Origin of the sequence: Streptomyces cahuitamycinicus (genome assembly GCF_002891435.1) — a bacterium.
In the GTDB taxonomy this organism is placed as follows: domain Bacteria; phylum Actinomycetota; class Actinomycetes; order Streptomycetales; family Streptomycetaceae; genus Streptomyces; species Streptomyces cahuitamycinicus.
Genome location: NZ_POUC01000497.1, coordinates 1 through 5,346, shown reverse-complemented (window position 1 = coordinate 5,346; position 5,346 = coordinate 1). Strand labels below are relative to the sequence as shown.

General features: G+C 69.5%; 3 protein-coding genes. All 3 read right to left on the bottom strand.

Annotated elements, in window-relative coordinates; all coding sequences use genetic code 11:
* Positions 1 to 211: 211 nt before the first annotated feature.
* The gene (locus tag C1J00_RS37645; RefSeq protein WP_102913399.1) at positions 212 to 1,966 is read right to left on the bottom strand and encodes an LCP family protein; all 1,755 of its coding nucleotides are present in this window, start codon (positions 1,964 to 1,966) and stop codon (positions 212 to 214) included.
* A 230-nt stretch (positions 1,967 to 2,196) separates the two neighbouring features.
* Positions 2,197 to 3,939, bottom strand: coding sequence for an LCP family protein (locus C1J00_RS37640; protein ID WP_102913398.1), 1,743 nt, complete (start codon positions 3,937 to 3,939; stop codon positions 2,197 to 2,199).
* A 241-nt stretch (positions 3,940 to 4,180) separates the two neighbouring features.
* A partial coding sequence (locus C1J00_RS37635; protein ID WP_245936662.1) for an LCP family protein occupies positions 4,181 to 5,346 on the bottom strand: 1,166 nt, incomplete at its 5' end.

The window sequence follows — 5,346 nt, the reverse complement described above, 5'->3', positions numbered from 1 at the left end:
CCCCTACGGCCGACCCACGGGCCCGCCCCGCGTCGTGTTGGATCGCGGGCGACCCGTGCCCGCCCGGAGCACGGGTTCCCCCGGTGTTCCGCCGGCGCACGGCCGTCCCCGCTACTGGTTGGACCACTGACATGCCCGGTCGGATGTACACCCGGCCGATTCGTCCGGGCATACTCCGTCCACCTGTCAGACGCAGGACGCGACGGTCAGGTCACTTCGCGCACTCGACCTTGTCGGCCGTGGCCTTCTGAACGTCCTCGGGCACCTTCGCCGGAGTGGTGAGGGGCACGCCCGCGCCCTCGAAGTCCTTGCCGAGGGTCAGCGTCATCGCGGGCACGCCCTGGGAGTTGTCCACGCTCTCGCCCGGTTTCATCGCGGCCCCGGACAGGCCCATGATGTCGGCGAGCCGGCGGGCCTGGTCCGCCTGGTCGGGCGCGTACTCCAGCGTGGTCTTCGCGAGCGGCTGCTCCGCGTTGCCCGCGTTCTCGGACTTGGTCACGCCCTCCTCGACCTGCAGCCAGCTGAGGGTCTCCTGGGCGCTGCCGGCGACGGCACCGCCGTTGAGGATCCGCACCCGCACCTCGGAGGCCGGGGCCTTGGTGCCCTTCAGCCGGGCGGCCTCGGCGGTCTTCTCCCTCTTCTTCTGCTGCTTCACGTCGGTCAGCGACACGTCGTCGCGGACCATCGCGAAGAGCTGCTGGGCCTGGGGTTCCTTCAGGACCACCGTGGCCTTGACCTTCTCCGCGGGGTTGTCGACGACGGGCACCGTGGCGAACGTGAGGTTCTTGGTGTCGAACTTGCCCAGCTCGGCCCCGAGATCGGCCAGCCTCTTGATCGTGTTGATCTGGGAGTCGACGGTCAGCGCCTTGGTGCCCGCCTCCGCCAGCTTGATCATCTTGGGGGGGCTGGTGAGGGTGTCGTTGGACTTCAGCTTGCGCAGCATCGAGCCCAGGAACTGCTGTTGCAGCTCGATCCGGCTCAGGTCACCGCCGAAGCCCACGGAGTGCCGGGTGCGTACGAAGGCCAGCGCCTCCTCGCCCGCGATGGTGTGCTCGCCCTTGGGCAGGTCGAGCTTGGAGTCGGGGTCCTTGATGTCCTTGGCCAGGCAGACGTCGACTCCGCCCACCGCGCTGGTCAGCGTCTTGACCGCGTTGAAGTCGGCCACCATGAAGTGGTCCATCTTCAGCCCGGTCAGCTCGGTGATCGTGCGCATGGTGCAGCTCGGCGTGCGGTCCTCCTGCCCGAGGCTGTTGTTGAAGCGGGTGCGCTGCTTGCCCGGGATGACCTCCTCCGAGCCGTCGTCCTGCGTAGTCGGGCAGTCCGGGATGTCGGTGATCAGGTCGCGCGGGATGCTCAGCACCGTGGCGTTCGTGCGGTCCTTGGAGACGTGCAGCACCAGCGTGGTGTCCGCGTGCCCGGCGCTGTCCTTGTCGCCGTAGCCCTCGTTGCCCTTGCCGGTGCGCTTGTCGGTGCCGATCAGCAGGATGTTGATCGCACGGTCCTTGCTGAACCCGCCGGTGCCGGCGCCGTCGTCGGAGACGGACGTGATGTTGTCGTTGAGGTGCTCGTAGTAGAGGTACGCGGAGCCCGCGCCGGCGACCAGGACGCAGGCCAGCGAGCCGCCGGTCCACATCAGGACCTTCCTGCCCTTCGCCTTCTTCGGCACCGGGCGGCGCCCGCGCCGTCCCGCGGCCGCCTCGGCCGGGGCGCTGGTGCGTCTGCGCGGGGAGGGAGCCTCATCACCGGATGCCGAGGCCCCGGGACGCCGGGCGGGGGCGGTCCGGCGGGCGCCTCCCGCACCGCCCGTTCCGGTCGCGCCACGGCCGCCGGATTCGCGCGGGCCGGGAACGGCCGACTGCGCTGCGGAAGGAGCCAGTCGCAGTTCGTATTCACCGGTGTTCGGGTTGAGTACCCATTGGTCTGCGGGGTCGATGTCGTCCGCCCGCCCACGGCCTTGCGCGTCCACGTGCCTGATTCCTCCGTCGGGCCACGCAGCGCCCTCCCCCGGAAGGCGCACGGTGCTGGTCGAGCAGTGCACGCCCCCAGGACGGACCTCATGGGTGAGAGCACTGGATCGCACACACTATCCGCACACTTCCGCGTCAAGCGACGTGGGTGACAAATTCCACGTCTCACAACTGGGCAATCCCGCCCATTTGTTTGAAGGAAGTCCCGTGAACGCGACGGAATTGCAGGTCACTTGGCGCACTCCACCTTGTCGGCGGTGGACTTCTGCACCCCCTCCGGTGCCTTCGTGGGCGCGGTGAGGGAGACCCCCGCCCCTTCGAAGTCCTTGCCGAGGGTCAGTGTCATGGCGGGCAGCCCCTGGTCGTTGGTCACGCTCTCGCCCGGCTTCATCGCGGACCCGGACAGACCCATGAGGTCCGCGAGGCGGCGGGCCTGGTCGGCCTGGTCGGGCGCGTACTCCAGGGTCGTCTTCGCCAGCGAGGCGGGCGCGTTGCCGGCGTTCTCCGACTTGGTCACGCCCTCCTCGTTCTGCAGCCAGCTCAGCGTCTCCTGGGCGCTGCCGGCGACGGCACCGCCGTTGAGGATCCGCACCCGCACCTCGGAGGCCGGGGCCTTGGTGCCCTTCAGCCGGGCGGCGACCGCGGCGGCCTCCTTCTTCTTCCGCTCCTTGACGGCGGTGAAGGAGACGTCGTTCTTGATCATGTCGAAGACCTGCGGGGCCGTCGACTCGTTGAGCACGACCGTGGCCTTGACCTTCTCCGTCGGGTTGTCGATCACCGGGATGGTGGTGAAGGTCAGGTTCTCGGTGTTGAGCTTGCCCAGCTCCAGGCCGAGGTCCTTCAGCTTGCCGATGCTGTCCAGCTGCGAATCGACGGTCAGCGCCTTCGTGCCCGCCTCGGCCAGGTCGAGCATCTTCGACGGGCTGGTGAGGGTGTCGTTGGACTTCAGCTTGCGCATCAGCGCGCTCAGGAACTGCTGCTGCAGTCCTATCCGGCTCAGGTCGCCGCCGAAACCGACGGCGTGCCGGGTGCGCACGAACGCCAGCGCCTGCTCGCCCTCGATGGTGTGCGTGCCCTTGGACAGCTTGAGGTGCGAGTCCGGGTCGTCGAGGTCCTTGCCCACGCAGACCTCGACCCCGCCCACCGCGCTGGTCAGCGTCTTGACCGCGTTGAAGTCCGCGACCATGAAGTTGTCCGGCTTGACCCCGGTCAGCTCGGTCACGGTCCGCATGGTGCAGCTGGGCGTACGGCCGTCCTGGCCGAGGCTCGTGTTGAAGCGGACCTGCTGCGTGCCGGGGATGATCTTCTGCGTGCCGTCCTCCTGTGTCGTCGGGCAGTCCGGCACGTCGACGATCAGGTCACGCGGGATGCTCAGCGCGGTCGCGTTCGAACGGTCCTTCGAGACGTGCAGCAGGATCGTGGTGTCGGCGTGTCCGACACTGCCCGCGTCGCCGTAGTCCTCGTTGCCCTTGCCGGTGCGCTTGTCGGTGCCGATCAGCAGGATGTTGATCGCCTTGTCCTTCTGGAAGCCACCGGTGCTCGCGCCGTCGTCGGAGACGGACGCGATGTTGCCGTTCAGGTGCTCGATGTAGAAATACGCGGCACCCGCGCCGGCGACCAGGACGAACGCCATCGCGCCGCCGGTCCACAGCAGGACCTTCCGGCCCTTGGAGGACTTCCTTGCCGGGCGCCGTCCGCGCCGCCCCGGCAGCGGTTCCTCCGGCGCCCCGCGGCGCCTGCGCGGCGGGGGCACCGCACGCCCGGGCGTCTCCGGCCGCGGCCGGCCGGGCGCCTCCGTACGGCCACGGGCCGGCGGGGCCGCCTCGGAGGGCCGTGGCTTGCGCGGCGCGGGGACGCCCGACTGCGGTGCGGAAGGGCCCAGTCTCAGTTCGTATTCACCGGTGCTCGGGTTGAGCACCCACTGGTCTGCGGGATCGATGTCGTCCGCCCGCCCACGGCCTTGCGCGTCCACGGTTGCCTGATTCCTCCGTCGGGGCACGCGGCGCCTTCCCCTCCAAGGCGCTCGGGTCTCGGTCACACAGTGCGCGACCTCGGGACCTTCCCTCGGGGCCGGTCGCACCGGATCGCTCACACTAACCGCCCCATTCGGCGCCGGGCGACGACGGTGACCCATTCCACGTCCCTACAGTTGGGCAATTCGCCCATTTCCTGGGTGAAGAGCCCATTGCCTCCGAGTGGCCTTGGTGCCCGCTTTACTCGCAGGTGTCCTCGGCTGCCGTGTTCCCCCGAAACGTCGGTGGAGGAGAAACAGTGACGGTGGGCTCGCGAAAGGGACCCGGACGGGAATCCCCGTACGACCCCTCACGTGGGCCGTTGCCCGCCACGACCACCGGTGTGTCCGTACGCAGCCGTTCGAACAGTCGCTTTGCCGCAGGCTCCACGAGTTGGTCGCGATTGGTGTCGTAGGCGTACGACTCCCGGGGGACGGTCAGGAATTGCACTTGTTCCATGGGGATGTCGCGCAGGCCGCGCACGAGTGCGTACAAACCGCGCAAGCTCGCCAGTTCCGGGTCGGTGGTGAGGGACGACGTGGCGGCGTCCAGCACGGGATACAGCTTCGCCGGATTCAGCAGGACGTCATTACTGCGCACCTTGTTGACGAGTGCCCCGAGAAAACGCTGCTGCCGCTCCATCCGCTCGGTGTCGCTGCCGTCGCCCAGGGTCTTGCGGGCGCGCACATAGCCGAGGGCCTGCTCGCCGTTCAGCGTCACGCGCCCGGCGGGCAGCCGGAGCTTGGCGGCCCGGTCGTCGATCGGCTGCCGCAGGCACACCGCGACTCCGTCGACCGCGTCGACCATCTCCTTGAAGCCGTGGAAGTCGACGACGACGTGGTGGTCGACGCGGATGTCGGTCAGCTTCTCCACGGTCCGGATGGTGCAGGCCGAGCCGCCCAGCTGGAAGGCCTGGTTGAACATGGCGAACCGGGGCGCGCTGCGGGACCCGTCCGGACGACGGCAGCCCGGCAGATCCACCATCAGGTCCCGGGGGATGGAGACGGCGGTGGCGTTGTCCCGGCCGGCGGACAGATGCAGCAGGATCGTGGTGTCGGACCGCTCGGTGCCGTTGTCCCGCCCGTAGCGGGCGTTGGCGGTCCCCTCACGCGAGTCCGACCCGATCAGCAGGATGTTGCGGGCGTCCTTGACCAGTGAGGTAGGCCGCTCCCTGTCGTAGCGCGCGAGCTCGGCGGCGGCCGCCTCGTCGGGTGTGATGTTCCCGCTGAGCTTCGCGTACACGGCCCAGCCGACCCCGCCGGCGGCCACGAGCAGAGCCGTGACCCCGAACGCCGTGATCCGCACCCACCGCCGCCGGCGCCGCCGCACGAGCCCCCGCCCGCTGGCGGACGCCCCCGCGCCCGGAC